The 15,628-nt window shown below is 73.1% G+C and carries 16 protein-coding genes and 1 tRNA gene; 7 read left to right on the forward strand and 10 right to left on the reverse strand.

The features are described 5' to 3' along the window. Positions 1–500: YbhB/YbcL family Raf kinase inhibitor-like protein (locus C1I95_RS03725; RefSeq protein WP_111212343.1), on the reverse strand; the 500-nt coding region annotated here is incomplete at its 3' end. A 150-nt stretch (positions 501–650) separates the two neighbouring features. Between C1I95_RS03725 and C1I95_RS35110 the strand changes: the two genes are divergently transcribed. Further along, complete coding sequence (locus C1I95_RS35110; protein ID WP_158566278.1) at positions 651–806, forward strand: hypothetical protein; 156 nt, start codon at positions 651–653, stop codon at positions 804–806. A gap of 2 nt (positions 807–808) precedes the next feature. Here the strand turns inward: C1I95_RS35110 and C1I95_RS03730 are convergent. Then, a tRNA-Ser gene (locus tag C1I95_RS03730) sits at positions 809–895 on the reverse strand. A 311-nt stretch (positions 896–1,206) separates the two neighbouring features. On the opposite strand from C1I95_RS03730, the gene C1I95_RS03735 reads away from it, so the two are divergent. Further along, positions 1,207–2,184, forward strand: a complete 978-nt coding sequence (locus C1I95_RS03735) for an NAD(P)H-quinone oxidoreductase (RefSeq protein ID WP_111212344.1) — start codon at positions 1,207–1,209, stop codon at positions 2,182–2,184. Between the two features lie 117 nt (positions 2,185–2,301). Here C1I95_RS03735 and soxR read toward each other — a convergent pair whose 3' ends face one another. Further along, positions 2,302–2,739 carry a redox-sensitive transcriptional activator SoxR gene (gene soxR, locus C1I95_RS03740; protein WP_111212382.1) on the reverse strand — a complete coding sequence of 146 codons (438 nt, stop codon included), beginning with the start codon at positions 2,737–2,739 and terminating at the stop codon, positions 2,302–2,304. A 46-nt stretch (positions 2,740–2,785) separates the two neighbouring features. Here soxR and C1I95_RS03745 point away from each other — a divergent pair, with 46 nt between their 5' ends. Together C1I95_RS03745 and C1I95_RS03750 are read left to right on the forward strand one after the other, a co-directional pair. Beyond that, positions 2,786–3,520, forward strand: a complete 735-nt coding sequence (locus C1I95_RS03745; RefSeq protein WP_111212345.1) for a thiamine pyrophosphate-binding protein — start codon at positions 2,786–2,788, stop codon at positions 3,518–3,520. Further along, positions 3,517–4,407 (forward strand): transketolase family protein, encoded by an 891-nt coding sequence (locus C1I95_RS03750; protein WP_111212346.1) that lies wholly within the window; start codon positions 3,517–3,519, stop codon positions 4,405–4,407. The genes C1I95_RS03745 and C1I95_RS03750 overlap by 4 nt, the downstream gene beginning before the upstream one ends. Positions 4,408–4,418: 11 nt before the next feature. Here the strand turns inward: C1I95_RS03750 and C1I95_RS03755 are convergent, their stop codons facing one another. After that, entirely contained in the window at positions 4,419–5,126 is a 708-nt protein-coding gene (locus C1I95_RS03755; protein WP_111212383.1) for a glycosyltransferase family 2 protein, read from the reverse strand. Positions 5,127–5,250: 124 nt separating this feature from the next. Between C1I95_RS03755 and C1I95_RS03760 the strand changes: the two genes are divergently transcribed. Further along, entirely contained in the window at positions 5,251–7,497 is a 2,247-nt protein-coding gene (locus tag C1I95_RS03760; protein WP_111212347.1) for a DUF2142 domain-containing protein, read from the forward strand. 156 nt (positions 7,498–7,653) lie between these two features. Further along, positions 7,654–9,252, forward strand: a complete 1,599-nt coding sequence (locus C1I95_RS03765) for a ricin-type beta-trefoil lectin domain protein (protein ID WP_111212348.1) — start codon at positions 7,654–7,656, stop codon at positions 9,250–9,252. A gap of 41 nt (positions 9,253–9,293) precedes the next feature. Here C1I95_RS03765 and C1I95_RS03770 read toward each other — a convergent pair whose 3' ends face one another. The 6 genes from C1I95_RS03770 to C1I95_RS03795 form a co-directional block, all read right to left on the reverse strand. After that, positions 9,294–9,884, reverse strand: coding sequence for a hypothetical protein (locus C1I95_RS03770; RefSeq protein ID WP_111212349.1), 591 nt, complete (start codon positions 9,882–9,884; stop codon positions 9,294–9,296). 56 nt (positions 9,885–9,940) lie between these two features. Continuing rightward, positions 9,941–11,329: a sensor histidine kinase gene (locus C1I95_RS03775; RefSeq protein ID WP_111212350.1), complete on the reverse strand. Its 1,389-nt coding sequence runs from the start codon at positions 11,327–11,329 to the stop codon at positions 9,941–9,943. After that, positions 11,322–12,014 carry a response regulator transcription factor gene (locus C1I95_RS03780; protein ID WP_111212351.1) on the reverse strand — a complete coding sequence of 231 codons (693 nt, stop codon included), beginning with the start codon at positions 12,012–12,014 and terminating at the stop codon, positions 11,322–11,324. The genes C1I95_RS03775 and C1I95_RS03780 overlap by 8 nt, the downstream gene beginning before the upstream one ends. 70 nt (positions 12,015–12,084) lie before the next feature. Beyond that, a complete protein-coding gene (locus tag C1I95_RS03785) occupies positions 12,085–12,597 on the reverse strand; it encodes a hypothetical protein (protein ID WP_111212352.1) in 513 nt (170 codons plus the stop codon). Positions 12,598–12,711: 114 nt separating this feature from the next. Then, positions 12,712–13,707, reverse strand: a complete 996-nt coding sequence (locus tag C1I95_RS03790) for a phosphotransferase (protein ID WP_111212353.1) — start codon at positions 13,705–13,707, stop codon at positions 12,712–12,714. Positions 13,708–13,794: 87 nt separating this feature from the next. Then, positions 13,795–14,967 carry a thiolase family protein gene (locus C1I95_RS03795; protein WP_111212354.1) on the reverse strand — a complete coding sequence of 391 codons (1,173 nt, stop codon included), beginning with the start codon at positions 14,965–14,967 and terminating at the stop codon, positions 13,795–13,797. Positions 14,968–15,055: 88 nt separating this feature from the next. Between C1I95_RS03795 and C1I95_RS03800 the strand changes: the two genes are divergently transcribed. Beyond that, entirely contained in the window at positions 15,056–15,487 is a 432-nt protein-coding gene (locus C1I95_RS03800) for a PH domain-containing protein (RefSeq protein WP_111212355.1), read from the forward strand. Positions 15,488–15,628 lie beyond the last annotated feature (141 nt).

Here is a 15,628-nt window from a genome sequence, read left to right on the forward strand (position 1 = left end):
GCTCGGGCGAGGGTGTGGAAGGTGAGGTTGAAGCCGACGTAGGCGGGGGTGGCGTCGGGGGTCAGGCCGAGGTTCTCCACATCCAGGGCGTGCACCGCGAAGACGTACCGGTGCGGCCGGTCACCGGGCGGCGGCGCGGCACCGCCGAAGCCCTGCTCGCCGTAGTCGTTGCGCACGGTGAACGCATCGCCCAGGTCGTCGCCGGACGCGCCGCGCGGCAACTCCGTCACGTCGGCCGGCAGGTTGACCAGCACCCAGTGCCAGAACCCGCTGCCGGTCGGCGCGTCCGGGTCGAAGCAGGTCACCGCGAAGCCCTTGGTCTCCGCCGGAAAACCCGACCAGGCCAGGTGTGGCGAGACGTTCCCGCCACCGGTGCTGCCGTGCGCGTGGGCCGCGTCCATCGGCTCGCCGTTCTGCACATCGTCGCTGGTCAAGGCGAACGAGGCGACGGTCGGCAGCAGCTCGTACGGATCCGGGGCGATCGGTCGTTCCAGGGTCATCGACACAGGTCCTTCCGGTGGAAGTGGTGTTCTGCGCACCTTTCATACCCTGAGAAGCGGCGGCATTCGCCAAACCCGGTGCCGTGTCCGCCCGTAACCGAGAGCCCCTCACCCGGGTTGTCACCCTGCGACGTCAACTGAAGGAGTTTCTTGGCCGGAATCTGGCGCGACTTCCTCACCGCACTGGTCGAGGCCGTCCGCCGACGCGACACGCAGGCGCCACGCGACGAGCGGCGCCGGGCGGTGCAGCGACTCGCCGAGCAGAAGATCCGCGAGGACCAGCGGGAACACCCGCCGGAGGGGTGAAGCGGAGGGTGTGGGATTCGAACCCACGAAGACATCGCTGCCTTACCGGTTTTCAAGACCAGCGCCATCGGCCACTAGGCGAACCCTCCCGGGGCCGCGCAACGCACGGCCGTGCTTAGTCTGCCACGCCCGGTGAGTCGGGGAACGAGCGAGCTACCCGATCCGCCGTGATCACTCACCCTCCGTGCCCGTCCACAGCCACCCAACCCGATCCACAGTGGTGTCCTGAGCGCTCGATCCGGGATCGAGTGCTCTCGGCGGCCGACGGAGGCCACTTGATCCCGGATCGAGCGTGATCTTGAGCAGGGCGTGGCCGGATCGGCGAGCGTAGCGCGGCCGGATCGGCGAACGTTTCGCCGCCGGTGCGTCAAGCGGTGGGCGAATCGGGTATGACTGGGCCATGCGCGCGATCACGATTCCGGAGCCCGGCGGACCCGACGTGCTGACCTGGAGTGAGGTGCCCGACCCGCAGCCCGGCCCCGGCGAGGTGATCGTCGACGTGCGGGCCACCGCGGTCAACCGGGCCGACCTGCTGCAACGGCAGGGGCACTACCCGCCGCCGCCGGGCGCGCCCGCGTACCCGGGGTTGGAGTGCTCGGGTCTGGTGAGCGCGACCGGTCCCGACGTCACCGGCTGGCGGGTGGGTGACGAGGTCTGCGCGCTGCTGGCCGGCGGCGGGTACGCCGAGCGGGTGGCCGTGCCGGCCGGGCAGTTGCTGCCGGTGCCGGCCGGGGTCGACCTGGTCGACGCAGCCGCGTTACCCGAGGTAGCGTGCACGGTCTGGTCGAACGTGGTCCAGCTGGCCCGCCTGTCGGCGGGCGAAACGCTGCTGGTGCATGGCGGCGGCAGCGGGATCGGCACGTTCGCGGTCCAGCTCGGCGCCGCGCTCGGCGCGACCGTGGTGGCGACCGCGCGGGCGGCGAAACACGACCGGCTGCGCGAGTTGGGGGCCGGGCACCTGGTCGACTACCAGGAGCAGGATTTCGTCGAGGAGGTCCGGAAGGTCACCGACGGCCGGGGCGCGGACGTGGTCCTCGACATCATGGGCGCGTCGTATCTGGGCCGTAACGTGGCCGCGCTGGCCACCGACGGGCGGCTGGTGGTGATCGGCATGCAGGGCGGGCGCAAGGGCGAGCTGGACCTCGGCGCGCTGCTGGCCAAGCGCGGCACGGTCGCGGCGACCGCGCTGCGTTCCCGTCCGCTCGACCAGAAGGCCGCGATCGTCCGAGGGGTACGCGAGCAGGTCTGGCCGCTGGTCGAGGCGGGCCAGGTCCGCCCGGTCGTCGACCGGCGACTGCCGATCACCAGGGTGGCCGACGCGCACCGGCTGGTCGAGTCGAACGAACACGTCGGCAAGGTGCTGCTCACCGTCGGATGAACCCCACGGCAGGCCAGCCGCACGAGGCCAGCGCCAGCCGCACGAGGCCAGGGCCAGCCCGCACAGAGCCAGGGGCCAGCCCACAGAGCCAGGGGCCGGACGCACCGGTCAACCTCCTCAGCGAGGCAGGATGAGGCGCGCGCCGGGTCCCTCGCCGGCCAGCTCGTCGCCGGGGTTGTAGAGGGCGCAGCGGCGCAGCGAGAGGCAGCCGCAGCCGATGCAGCCGTCGAGGTCGTCGCGGAGCTGGGTCATCAGTCTGATTTTCTCTTCCAGCCGTTTGCGCCAGGCGGTGGAGAGCCGCGCCCAGTCCTCGGCGGTGGGCGTACGCGAGGCGGGCAGCGAGTCCAGCGCGGTCCGGATCTCGTCCAGCGAGATGCCGACCTGCTGCGCGATCCGGATGAACGCCACCCGCCGCAACTCGCCGCGGTGGTACCGGCGCTGGTTCCCGCCGGTGCGGTCGGCCCGGATCAGCCCCAGCCGCTCGTAGTAGCGCAGCGCGGACTGCGCCACCCCGCTGCGGGCGGCGAGCTGACCAATGGTGAGCGCTTCCTGCATCACATCGCCTTGAGTTGAACCTCGCTTTAACTTGCAGGCTATCCGCATGACCACACTCGCCACCACCACGGCCCGGATCGCCGAGGCCGCCACGCCCCTCGACGGCCGGCTCCCGGTCGCCCCGCTGCTGGAGCGGGTCCGTGCCGGCCGGGAGTTCGGCCCGAACGTCTATTCGACCGTCGACGTGCTCTGGGTGCTCTACGACCGGATCCTGCGGGTCACTCCCGCGACCGCCGACCACCCCGACCGGGACCGGTTCCTGCTCTCCAAGGGGCACGCGGTCGCCGGCTACTACGCGGTGCTCGCCGCGAAGGGCTTCGTTCCGCCCGACTGGCTGGACGACCAGGGCGGGCCGGAGAGCCGACTCGGCGACCACCCGGACCGGACGCTGGTGCCCGGGGTGGAGATCGGCTCCGGCTCGCTCGGGCACGGCCTGGGCCTGGCCGTCGGCAGCGCGCTCGGGTTGCGCGCCCAGGGACTGCTCGAACCCCGGGTGTACGTCCTCCTCGGCGACGCCGAACTGGACGAGGGCTCGAACCACGAGGCGATCGCGTACGCCGGCACGGCCGGCCTGGGGAACCTGACCGCGATCGTGGTCGACAACTCCTCCGCCACGCACGGCTGGCCGGGTGGGGTGGCCAACCGGTTCACGGTGAACGGGTGGACCGCCGCCACGGTCGACGGGCGGGACCACGCCGCCCTGCACACCGCCCTGACCGGGCACCACGGCCACCGGCCACACCTCGTCGTCGCGGTCGTCGAGAGCGGGGAGCAGCCATGAGGGAGAGCTTCGTCGACACCACCACGACGCTGCTGGCCGAGGATCCGCGTACCGCGCTGGTGCTCGCCGACATCTCCGCCGCCGCGTTCGCCCCGGCCGCGGAGCGGCACCCGGACCGGGTGCTCAACGTCGGCATCCGGGAGCAGTTGATGCTCGGCGTGGCCGGCGGGCTGGCGCTGACCGGGTTGCGGCCGATCGTGCACAGTTACGCGCCGTTCCTCGTCGAGCGGGCGTACGAGCAGATCAAGCTCGACCTCGACCACCAGGGAGTGCACGCGGTGCTGGTCAGCGTCGGCGCGTCGTACGACCGGGCGGCGGCCGGGCGGACCCACCTCAGCCCGGCCGACGTCGCGCTGCTCGACACCCTGGCCGGTTGGACCGTGCACGCGCCGGGTCACCCGGCCGAGGTGCCCGGCCTGCTGCGTGCCGCGGTGGCCGCAGACACCTCGGCGTACCTGCGGCTGTCGTCAGCGCACAACGAGCGCCCGCACGCCGGTGACGGGGCGCTGGTGGTGATGCGGGACGCCGGGGCGGGCGCGCCGCTGCTGATCGCGGTCGGCCCGATGCTGGACGCGGCTCTCGCGGCGGTCGCGGATCTGCCGGTGACCGTGGCGTACACCCATCGACCGCGCCCGTTCGACACCGCCGGCCTGCGGGCGCTCGCCGGCACCGAGGTGATCCTGGTCGAGCCCTACCTGGCGGGCACCTCGGTCCGGCTGGTCTCGACGGCGCTGGCGGACCGGCCGCACCGGTTGCTCGCGCTGGGGGTCGGGCGGGAGGAGTTGCGCCGCTACGGCTCGGCCGAGGACCACACCCGCTGGCATGGGCTGGATGCGGCGGGGTTGCGCCGCTCGCTCACCGGCTTCCTGTCTCCGGCCCGGGTCTAGCCGGGCCGGGTCTAGCCGGGCCGGGTGTCGGCGGGGCGGCGGCGGGCGCGCTCGCGGCCGAGGATCCAGATCGCCTCGACGCCGTCCCGCCAGGTGATCTTCTTGCCTTCCTCCCGGCCCCGGGCCCGGTAGCTGATCGGCACCTCGTACGGCCGGATCCGGCGGCGCAGCAGCTTGCCGGTCACCTCGGCCTCCATGCCGAAGCCGCGGGAGCGGACGTCCAGCGAGCGGTAGAGCGCCACCGGCATCAGCTTGAAGCAGGTCTCCAGGTCGCCGATGTAGGAGTTGAACAGCACGTTCGCCGCCATGGTGACGCCCTTGTTGCCCATCACGTACCAGAAGCTGTAGGCGCTGTGGCTGCCGAAGGTGCGATTGCCGTAGACCACCGTCGCCCGGCCGTCGAGCACCGGGGCGAGCAGCGTGGGGATGTCCTGCGGGTCGTACTCCAGGTCGGCGTCGAGGATGACCATGTACTCACCCTCGGCGCTGGCGACCGCCGTCTTGATGGCCGCGCCCTTGCCCGCGTTGCGCTGATGGGTGATCACCCGCAGCCGCGCGTCGTCGGCCCGGCCGAGAATTTCCCCGGTGCCGTCGCGGCTGCCGTCGTCGACCACCACGAGTTCGATCTCGCACGGATACTCGACGGCCAGCGCCTGCTTCAGGGCATCCGCGATGCGTTCTTCCTCGTTGTAGACCGGCATGAGGATCGACAGCTTCACGGGAATCTCCACGAGGGCGGCAATATGTCGGCCATAGCCTAGCCTGGCAGGTCAGTAATGTGGTGGCGACCACCAATGGAAACCGCGGTTCGGACACTCAGGCCGATGGTGTTTACTTCCGGCCATGTCGGCCGCCGGCTTCTTGTTCGTCCTGGCCCCCATCGCCGCCGCCACCCTGCTCAGCGTGGCGTTGCGGCCACGAGCCGTGGATAGGGCGGCGCCGCGCCGGCTCGCGGTGATCCGGGCGGCCCTGGCCACCGGCGTCTTCGCGGTGCTGGCCGTCGAAGTGCTGGGTGCGCTCCGGCTGCTGACCGCGCCCGCGTTCGGCGCGGCCTGGCTGCTCTTCCTGGCGGGTTGCGCGCTGGCCGCCGGGTGGCGCCGCCGGGTCGACGCGGCGGGCCGGGGCGCGGACACCGCCGGCGGGACGACTCCGTCGCTTTCGGACGCCGACTCGCTCGCCTCGCCGACGCCGTCGCCCGCCCTCGCCACGGCTTCGTCGGGCGCGCCGGCGCCGGTGGCTGTCCGGACGACCGCCGGCACCGCTACCCCCGGGCCGGGGCGGGCGGTGCCACCCTCCGGGGCGGACGCCACACCGGGCGGCCCGACCGGCGGGTGGCGCGCCGCGTTGACCGGTTTCTGGCGTACGGCGAGCCGGGGCGAACGGCTGCTCGCCGGCACGGTCGGCGGGCTGCTCCTGGTCGAGCTGCTGATCGCGCTGCTGGCCGCGCCGAACAACTTCGACTCGCAGACGTACCACCTGCCCAAGGTGGAACGCTGGGTGGCCCAGGGCGACCTGTCCTTCTGGGCCACCGCGATCCACCGGCAGGTGACCATCCCGCCGGGAGCGGAGTACCTGCTGCTGCACCTGCGGTTGTTCACCGGCGGCGACGCGCTGTACAACCTGGTCCAATGGGGTGCCGGGCTGGGCTGCCTGCTGGCGCTCTCCCGGGTGACCGCACAGCTCGGCGGTGGCCGGCGGGCCCAGCTGCTCACCGTGTTCGTGCTGGCCACCACGCCGATGGTGACCCTTCAGGCGACCAGCACCCAGACCGATCTGGTCTGCGCCGCCTGGGTGGCCTGCGCGGCAACCCTCGCCCTGGACGGGCTGCGGCGGCGCGCCGGCGTGGCCGACCTGCTCGCACTCGGGGCGGCCGCCGGGCTGACCGCGCTGACCAAGACCAGCGGACTGCTCGCGGTGGGTCCACTGCTGGTGCTGTGGGGGTTGGGTCAGCTCCGCCTGGCGTACGCCGACCGGCCGACCGGTCGCCGTCGGATCCCGGTCGCCGGCACCGCCCGTACGGTCGGCGCGTCGGTGCTGATCCTGCTGGTGGCCGCCACCGTGGTCGGTCCGTTCCTGGGCCGGGTGAACGCCGAGTTCGGTCACCCGCTCGGCCCGCCCCGGCTGCGCGAGTCGGTGCCGATGGAGCGGCATGACCCGCCGTCGGTACTCGTGAACGCGCTCCGCATCGGGCACACCGCACTGGACACCCCGCTGACCCCGCTGCGTCAGGTGACCGCCGCGGCGATCACCGGCGTGGCCGGGCTGGTCGGGGTCGATCCGCAGGACCGCGCGATCACCTTCGGGCAGGAGACCTTCCCGGAACCGTCCTGGTATCCGGACGAGGACCGGGTGGCGTTTCCGCTGGCCGGGACGTTGGCGCTGATCGCCGCCGTGGCGGCGGTACGCCGGCCGGGCCGGATCAACCCCGACTCGGCCGGGGCGCTGCGCGCGTACGCCCTGACGGTCGCGTTCGCGGTGCTGCTGCACACCGCGATGATCAAGTGGCAACCGTGGGGGAACCGGCTGGTGCTCTACGCCCTGGCGGTGTCGGTGCCGCTGGCCGGGCTCTGGCTGGACGCACTCTTCCGCCGTTCCGGCCGCGCTGCCGACAGGACAGGCCGTGGACGGCGGCCGGTCGCCGCGACGCTCGCGGTGACGGTGCTCGCCACCTGCGCGTTGGCCGGGGTGCTGGCGGTGTCCTACGGCTTCCCGCGCCGGCTGGTCGGCGCGGGCTCGGTCTTCACCACGGCCGAATGGGAGCTGCGCTTCCTGCGGCGTCCCCAGTGGGCGGAGGAGTACCGCTGGGCGGCCGACGCCGTTCGCGCCGCCGACGCCCGCCGGATCGGCCTGTCCCAGCGCAACGACGACTGGGAGTACCCCTGGTGGTTGCTGCTGCGCGACGCCGACGGCGGGCGTCCCGAGTTGCTCGCCCTCCAGTCGGTCCTGCCCGACCGGCCGGCGGCCGATCCGGCCTCGGTGGACGCGATCCTCTGCGTCGGCAGCCGTCCGCTCTGCGCTGAGCTGGTGCCGCCCGACTGGCGGTTGGAGTTCCGCAGCTACGTCGGTTACGCCCTGCCCGCCGACCGATGAGCTGACGACCGCCCGGCCGGCCACGACCTGCCCTATTGGCCCGGTTCGGCACAGCGCGCGCAAGTATTCCGAGATGCATTCACATGCCTCCATGGCACGCGTTACCGTCCGGCAACTCGATCGACGTCCCGCGATCGAGCCGAAAGGAGTGCGTCGATGTCTGGTACCCCTGCCAGGCGTGAACGGACGCAGCGACGGCGGCTCGCCCAGGTCGCCGTCCTCGCCACCGCTCTCGTCCTGCCGATGCTGGCCACCGCCACACCAGCCGCCGCGGCCGACCGTCCGACCGTCCAACCACTCCCCGCCCACCTGGAAACCATCCGGGCCACCGAGGCCACCGCGCTCTACGGCGCGCCGGGCATCCGCCCGCTCGACCAGCGGCGCACCGCGCTGATCACCATGGGCGACAGCCAGATATCCGGCGAGGGGGTGGGCAACTACGTGCCCGGCACCCACCAGCCGGGCAACTGGTGCGACCGCTCCTACGACCAGGCGGTGTTCCGGACCGGGATCACCGCCGACGCGCGGTACAACATCGCCTGTTCCGGAGCCACCCCGTGGAACCTGATCGCGGGCGGCCCGACCCAGCACAACGAGCTGAACCAGGGCGACCACCTCGCGATCAAGGCGCGCAACACGCAGATCAAGTTGATCTGGGTGGTCGTCGGCGCGAACGGCGACGGCACGATCCAGTTCGGCCCGGTCGCCACCGACTGCGCCATCCGCCGGGTCTTCTTCCAGGGCCCGTGCTACCCCACCTACTCCAACCAGTGGACGGTACGCACCGACGGCAGCCGCCGGGCCGTCGAGGAGGCGCTGACCGACATCCGCCGGACCATGACCAACGCCGGCTACCTGCGCTCGGACTACGAGCTGGTGCTCATGTCGTACGCCAGCCCGGCCAGCCCGGACGTGGAGGACAACCCGAACTTCCCCGGCTGGTACAACGGCGGCTGCCTGATCTACCTGGCCGACGCCGCGTTCGCCCGGAACAAGGCGGTGCCGATGTTCGAGACGGCGCTGCGGGCCGCGGCGGCGAACACCGGAACCCGCTACCTCGACGCCAGCCGCCTCTTCCACGGCCACGAGGTGTGCACCGACAACACCTCGGTCCGCGGCCTCTACATCGAATTGGGCATCTGGGACGAGAACGCGGCGCGCCAGTCGTTCCACCCGAACTACCGGGGGCACGGCATGTTCGCGCAGTGCATCACCCAGTTCTACGCTTCCGGCCAGGAGCGGGCGAGCTGCGTCGACCCGGCCAGCACCGGCAACGGCGTGCTCTACGCCGGGCTGATGGAGTTCAAGCAGCTGCGCAACGCGGCCACCGGCACCTGTCTGGACGGCAAGGGCTACGACTCGCGCAACAGCACCGTCCAGCAGTCGTACCGCTGCCACGGCGGGCGCAACCAGGGCTTCTGGTACGACCCGACCTGGCAGTCGCTGCACTCCGAGCTCTCCCACGACCGTTGCCTCGACGTGTCCGGCGGGTCGTTGACCTCCGGCACCGCGGTCAACATCTACGACTGCCACGGCGGCGCCAACCAGAAGTTCGTGTTCTCCGGCAACCAGATCCGGACCGCCGGCAACAGCAACCTCTGCCTGGCCTTCGACAACCCGCTGCTGGGCACGCCAAGGCTGCGCCTGGCCAGCTGCTCCAGCAACTCCCGACAGCAGTGGTCCTTCGACTCCCGCTCGTTCGCCAGCCCGGTGGGCTACGGGTACGACGACTTCATCGGTTCTCGGGTCTACTGACGGGTGGGGTGGCCCGCAGCACGGCGGCGGGCCACCCCCTCTCAGTCCTGCTTGAGCGGGACGACGATCAGCCGGGCTTCGGCGTTGCCGCCGGTCTTGGCGCCGGCGACACCGACGCTCGTGCCGACCTTGATGTCGGTCGACCGGACCGTCCGGCGCCGCTCGACGACCCGCAGGTCGTCGCCGAAGCTCCAGGTCAGGGTGAAGCCGTCGGCCGACCTGACGGTCATCGAGTCGCCGTCGACGGCGGTCACCTCGCCACGCTGCACGGCGACGGTCTTCGTACCGCCGTCCTTCGTCTGCACCACGGCCTCGCCGTGCAGCGTGTGCTCGCGCAGCAGCACCCGGGCCGCGCGGCGCTTGCGCCGCTCCTCGACCCGCTCCTCCCGCGTCTTCCGCTCGCCCGCGGACGACTCCGACGGTGCTGGCGTGGTCGCCTCAGGGTCCAGCTCGGCGGGGTCGAAGCCGAGTGCGGCGAGCGCCTGGCCCTCCGCGCCCATCGCCGCCACCACCTCGACGGCGGTCTCCGAAGCGGCGTCCCTGACGGGCTGGGCCGCACCGCAGCCGGCGGCGCCCAACGCGACCGCCACGAGCAGTGCGGTGGTGGCGGTGACAGGTCCCCTGCGTGCCATGTCTCGTCCTCTCGTCCGTGGTGCCACCAGCGTCACCGGCCCGGATGAGCGAGCCGTCAGGTCGACGTACGGATCAGGTAAGGATCCGGCGGCAGCCGGACGGCGAAGGCCGCCCCGCCCTCCGGTGCGTGTCCGGCGACGATCTCCCCGCCCAGCCGGCGGACCAGCCCGGCGGCGAGCGCCAGGCCGAGCCCGCTGCCGACCTTGCGCAGCCCCCGGTAACGCTGGTGCAGGGCACCGCGCTCGAAGGCCACCGCGAGATCGTCGTCGGTCAGGCCGGGCCCGCCGTCGCGGATCTCGACCACCGCGCCGGCCACCGGGTCCACGCCGGCCGGCCGGACCGCGAGGACCACCGGCGCTCCGGGAGGTACCACCCGCAGCGCGTTCTCCAGCAGCCCATCGACCACCTGCCGGATCCGCACCGGATCGGTGTACGCCGGCACCGGCCGCTCCGGTGTTTCGACCCGGAACACCACCCCGACGGCGGCGCACCGGTCGGCCCAGGTCCGGCCGGCGTCGGCGGCCAGCCGGGCCAGGTCGACCCGCACCGGTTCGATCGGGAAGTCGACCGCCTCCAGCCGGGCCAGCGCCAACAGGTCGGCGACCAGCCGGTCCAGGTGCTCCGCCTCGGCCAGCATGGTCCGGCCGGTGTCGGCCGCCGCCTCCGGCGCGACCACGCCGTCGGCCAGTGCCTCGGCGTAGCCCCGGATGGCAGTCAGCGGGGTACGCAGTTCGTGTGAGACGGAGAGCAGGAACTCCCGCTGCCGTCCCTCACTGGTGGCCAGCGCCGCAGCCAGCCCGTTCAACGCGTACGCCAGGTCGGCCACCTCGGCGGGCGGCTCGACCGGCACCCGGACGGACCGGTCTCCGGCACCCAGCCGGGCGGCGGCGGTGGCCGCCCGCCGGATCGGCCGGGCCAGCCGGCGGGCGAGCAACCACCCGGCCACCGCCCCGGCGGCCAGTCCGGCCAGCAGCGGCAGCCAGAGACCCCGCAGCACCTGGCGCCACACCCCGGCACCGGCCGGCCGGGTCAGCACCACGCCGTCACCGCCGGGCAGCGCCCGTCCCTCGACGAGCGCCCGTTTCCCGGCGACCAGCCGGCGGCCGGAGACGTCGCGCCCGCCGGACACCCGGTGCACCAGCTGCTCGGGCAGGCCCGGGCGGTCGGCGGCACCGTTGGAGATCAGGTAGATGGTGACGCCCTGGTTGCCGAGCTGGCGGACCAGGCGCTCGCCGGCCAGTTCGCGGACCCGAGCGGGCCGGGCCCGCAGCAGCTCGGCGGCGACCTGCGCCTGGGTGGCCAGCGCCCGCTGGTCGCGCCGCTCGGCCGCACGCACCGCCACCGGCGCCGCGACCAGCGCGGTGACCAGCACCGACACCAGGGCCACCGTGCAGGTCACCAGCACCGCGCGGGCGGTGAGTGTACGGCCGGGACGGTCAGCCATCGGCGGCGTACCCGACGCCTCGGTGGGTACGGATCACGCTCGCCTCGCCGAGCTTCGCCCGGACCTGGGCCACGTGCACGTCGACCGTACGGGTGCCCGCGTGGGCCGCGTACCCCCACACCCCGGCCAGCAGCTCCTCCCGGGTGAAGACCCGACCCGGCCGACCCATCAGATGCGCCAACAGGTCGAACTCGGTGGAGGTCAGCTGCACCGGGACGCCGTCCACGGTCACCGCCCGACGGCCCGGGTCGAGGGTGACCCGGCCGAGCGCGACGGGCTGCCCCACGCCGTCCGGTGGCCCGCCGGTGCGCCGCAGCACGGCGCGTACCCGGGCGACGAGTTCGCGGGGACTGAACGGCTTGGTGACGTAGTCGTCGGCGCCCAGTTCCAGGCCGACGATCCGGTCCACCTCGTCGTCGCGGGCGGTGAGGAAGATGACCGGCGTCCAGTCGCCCGCCTCGCGCAGCCGCCGGCAGATCTCGGTGCCGGCCAGACCCGGCAGCGCGATGTCGAGTACACAGGCCACCGGGCGCAGCCGGCGGGCGGCGGCGAGGCCGGCCACGCCGTCCCGTTCGACGTGTACGCCGAAGCCGTCCCGGCTCAGGTAGAGCCGGACCAGGTCGGCGATGCTCGGCTCGTCCTCCACCACGAGGACCAGACCGCGTCGCGGGTTGTCGACGGTCACCGGGCCATGATTGCCGATCGGCGGGGCGGGCCGGCGTCAGGCAGTGTTCGGGTTCGGTAAGAACAGCCGCTCAGCGGGCCACCGCGGGCTGGAACGCGGCGGGCCGGGTGGCGGTGGGAGCCTCGGCGACGGTGGCCACGACCCGCGGTCGCGCGCTGCGTACCCGGCTGCGGAAGGCGTGGTTGAGCACCGCGTCGAGCTGCCACACCTGCTTCGGGTGCTGGGTGCGGATCAGGAATCGCTCACGGATGCCGTCGATGGCGGTGGCGGCCAGTTCGACCGAGTGCAACCGGGGATCGGGGCTCCAGGTGACGTGGCTCAGCTCGCGCAGCTCGGTGTTGAGATGCAGCCGCAGGCGGTGCAGCACCCGGGTCTGCCGGGTCACCACCAGCCGTCGGTGGGTGAGCAGGAGAAGATAATCCACGGTCACCGGCCGGTCGGGCCGGCTGCACCGGGTGACCAGGATGGTGGCGTCGCCGGAACCGACACAGCGACGGAACACCGGCATGTGCCGGCTGGCGGTCTGCATCGCCAGACCGGCCTCGGAGGCGGCCGGGAGGAACGTTCGGGAGAAGACGTCCATGCTCTGCCCAACGACGCTGCCCACGGGGTGACGTGGCTCACTACATGCTTTTTGCAATTTCCACGTCAAGGCGTCGCACCACCAGTCCGGCACCGGCGGCAGCTGCCCGGTGGATCAGCTCGGCTCGATGTCGAGCAGCTCCTCCAACCAGCCGGGCACGGCGGCGGCGTACTCGGCGCGGGCCGGATTGGAGGTGGTCAGCGCACGCCGCCAGGACAGCGACCGGCTGACCATGGTCACCCAGGCGGCGACCTCGGCCAGTTGCCGCAGCGCGGCACGGTCGCGGCCGTCAGTCCACGGCTCCAGGTAGGCGTCCCGCAGTCGGTCCAAGGCCGGGTCGGTGGCGTCGCGCCCGGTGACGTGGGCGACCGACCGCAGCGTGACCAGCAGGGTGCCGAAGGGATGGGCCACCGAGGCGTCGCCCCAGTCGAAGAAGCGGTGACCGGTCGCGGCCACGAAGACGTTGCCGTCGTGCAGGTCGTCGTGCTGGATCGAGGGGAGGATGCCGCTCTCGGCCAGCCACCGGCAGCGGTCCGCGTACGTCGGCAGCAGGGCGCGCAGCCGGTCGTACGCCTCGACGGTCAGCCCGTCCGGGGTGCCCAGGAGCAGGGCCGGACGGTCATCGAGCAGCTCCGCGAAGAGCGCCGGCAGTGCCTCGGGCCGGTGGTCGGGCACGCCGAGGGCGAGCAGTTCCTCGACGTGCGCGGTGGTGGTCCGCTGGAGTTCGGCGTACTCGGACAGCACCCGTTCCCAGCGGCCGAGGTCGGCGTCGCCACCCGTCGCCTCGCGCAGCGTCGCGCCGCCGTCCGGCAGCAACGACCAGCCGCGGGCGGCGTCCACCGCGATCGGGTCGAGCACCCGGCCGGGGTGGAGCCGGGCCAGCGCGGCGAGCAGCGCCGCCTCGTACCTCGTGCCCGGAGTGTTCGCCTTGAACCACACGTCGCCGGCGTCGGTGGGCACCCGCCAGACCAGCGACCAGGGGCGGACCCGGGGCTCGACCGGACCGGCGACACGCCGGCCCGTCGGGGCGAGCGCCTCGGTCACCCAGTTGAGGGCGGCGTCCCGCCAGCGCGGGTCGGTCAGCTCGGTATGCGGTACGGCGGCGGTCACCGGGGCAACCTAGCCCGGTCGAGCCCGGCCCCGCGACCGGGTTTCGCGGCACAGCCGGCCGGTGGGTCACCACCCGAACGGCACGGGTCAGAGCAGCTCGACGATGGTCGCGTTGGCCATCCCGCCGCCCTCGCACATGGTCTGCAGGCCGTACCGGATGCCGTTGTCCCGCATGTGGGCGAGCATCGTGGTCATGATCCGGGCACCGGAGCCGCCGAGCGGATGCCCGAGGGCGATCGCGCCACCCCGCGGGTTGAGTCGCTCCGGGTCCGCCTCGGTCTCCGCCAACCAGGCCAGCGGCACCGGGGCGAACGCCTCGTTCACCTCGTACACCCCGATCTCCTCGATGCCCAGCCCCGCACGGCGCAGCGCCTTCGCGGTGGCCGGGATCGGCGCGGTCAGCATGGTGACCGGGTCGTCGGCGGCAACCACGGCGGTGTGCACCCGGGCCAGCGGACGCAGGCCGTGCCGGCTGGCCCACTCGCTCGTGGTGACCGCCAGCGCCGCGGCACCGTCGGAGATCTGCGAGGCCGACCCGGCGGTGACCACGCCGTCCGGGTGGAACGGGGTGGGCAGCTCGCCGAGCTTCTCCAGCGAGGTGTCGCGCCGGACGCCCTCGTCCGCCTCGAACTTGCCGCCGTCGGCCAGCGCCACCGGGGCCAACTCGGCCTCGAACGCCCCGGCGTCCTGGGCGGCGGCCGCCTTCTCGTGGCTGGCCAGGGCGAACTCGTCGAGCTGGGTACGGGACAGTCGCCACCGCTGGGCGATCAACTCTGCGCCGACGCCCTGATTGAACGGCAGCGGGGAATCCTCCGCGACGCCGGCCACGCCCCGGTAGCGGGCCAGGATCTGCTCGCTGAACGGCATCCCGCCGTGCACACTGGAGCCCATCGGCACCCGGGTCATCGACTCCACGCCGCCCGCGACGACCAGGTCCGCCTGACCGGCGAGCACGGTGGCGGCGGCGAAGTGCAGCGCCTGCTGACTGGAGCCGCACTGCCGGTCCACGGTGGTGCCGGGCACCGTTTCCGGCCAGCCGGCGGCCAGCACGGCGTTGCGGGCGACGTTCCAGGACTGCTCGCCGACCTGGGAGACGCAACCCCAGACCACGTCGTCGACCTGGGCCGGATCGATGCCGGTGCGCTCGGCGAGGGCGCGCAGCACGTGCGCCGACAGGTCCACCGGGTGCACCGTGGCCAGGCTGCCCTTACGCCGCCCGACCGGGGTACGCACCGCACCGACGATTACCGCGTCAACCATGTCTACTCCCCGGTAACTTGGGCTGGCCCCGATCCTACGCCCATGCCGGCGCATCGTCCGCCCGCGCTCACGCTGGCATGCTGGTGCCGTGGCTTCCGAGTCGATCGCGCGTCAGTGGCGGGTGTCCCCGACCCTGCCGGTGCTCAAGCTGGTCGCGGCGGCCGTCCTGCTCGCGCTGGGGCTGCTACTCGCCGACGGTGACCTGCTACGGCCGGTGCTCGGCGGGCTGGCCGCCGCCGCCCTCGTCACGTGGGGGGTGCGGGATCTGGTCGCGCCGGTCCGGCTCGCGATGGACGCGGACGGGATCACCGTGCCGAAGGGGTGGACCGGACGCCGGCACCTGCCCTGGTCGGTGGTCGAGACGATCCGGGTGGACCGCCGCTCCGGGCGCGGGTTCGGCGGCCCGGCACTTGAGATCGACGCGGGAGCCTCGCTGCACCTGTTCAGCCAGTTGGATCTCGGCGCCGATCCCACCGAGGTCGCCGAAGCACTGCTCGCCGCCCGGCCGCCCGCCGGCTGAGGCCAGCCACCATGCACCGACCGCCGACCGCCGACCGCCGACCGCCGACCGACGGTGGGCGGTCGGTGCCACCGCTGGATCGCCGGGCGGACCTGACGTCGTCGGCGTGGGCGTTGTCCTCAGCCGAGCAGCGCACCGTTG

The sequence above is a fragment of the Micromonospora craterilacus genome (assembly GCF_003236315.1).
In the GTDB taxonomy this organism is placed as follows: Bacteria; Actinomycetota; Actinomycetes; order Mycobacteriales; family Micromonosporaceae; genus Micromonospora; species Micromonospora craterilacus.